The following is a 1,074-nucleotide window of genomic DNA, read 5'->3' as shown; positions in this document are numbered from 1 at the left end:
GGTGCTGGTACTGGCCCACTCCGACAAGGAGGACGCAGCCGCGACCTGGAAGAAGACCTTCGGACATCACCCGCTGATGGGGTTCGTCGATCACGGAAGCAGCGGCAGCGGGGAGCCGGTGGCCGCACTGCTGCGGCCCGGGAACGCGGGCAGCAACACCACCGCCGACCACATCACCACGGCCCAACTCGCCCTGGCCCAGCTACCGAAGAAGTACCGACGAGGACGCCAGACGCTGATCCGCACCGACTCCGGCGGTGGCACCCACGACTTCCTCGCATGGCTCGCTCAGCGGGGAAGGCGGCTGTCGTACTCGGCCGGCACGGCCATCACCGACGCCATCCACCAGGCCGCCCTCAAGATCCCGCCCGACGCATGGACGGCGGCCGTCGAACCGGGAGATGAGATCCGCGACGGAGCCTGGGTCACCGAGCTCGACGGGGACGTCCTGAAGGGCCGGCCGCAGGGGATGCGGCTGATCGTCCGCAAGGAACACCCACACCCCGGTGCCCAGTTGCGGTTCACCGATGCTGACGGGCTGCGACTCACGGCGTTCGCCACCCACACCACCGGCGTCCCGATCGCCACGCTCGAACTGCGGCACCGTCAACGCGCGAGAGCCGAGGACCGCATCCGAACCGCTCGCGCTACCGGCCAGCGCAACCTGCCCCTGCACGACACCGCGCAGAACCGGATCTGGCCGGAGATCGTCCAGATCGCCCTCGACCTCCTCGCATGGATGCCGATGCTCGCTCTCACAGGCAAAACCCACAGGTGGAAGCCCCGCCGTCTCCGGCTCCGCCTCTTTTCCGCTGCCGCCCAGCTCGTCACCACCGCCCGCCGCCGGCACCTGAGATTCGCTCGCCACTGGCCCTGGACCGACGCGATCACCAATGCCCTGGCACGGCTCGAAGCTCTCCCGAACCCCGGCTGACCAGCACGTTCCCACCCCTGCGAGCAGCATCACCCCGACCGGAGCAGTGGAACCCGGCGCCCACCCGACACGACAGCCGGGCCATCAGCCCGCCTGCCACCAGCCACACAACCGAAACGGCCCGCCGAAGAAACCGACGG

Annotated in this window: 1 protein-coding gene; it reads left to right on the top strand. The window is 69.6% G+C overall.

The window, feature by feature from the left end; translation table 11 throughout:
- Positions 1-934 (top strand): IS1380 family transposase (locus tag ACFXBC_RS35115; RefSeq protein WP_385034213.1); only part of this gene is annotated, 934 nt, incomplete at its 5' end.
- Positions 935-1,074 lie beyond the last annotated feature (140 nt).

The sequence above is a fragment of the Streptomyces sp. NPDC059398 genome, from assembly GCF_042751845.1.
GTDB lineage: Bacteria > Actinomycetota > Actinomycetes > Streptomycetales > Streptomycetaceae > Streptomyces.
This window is presented reverse-complemented; position numbering and strand designations above follow the sequence as displayed.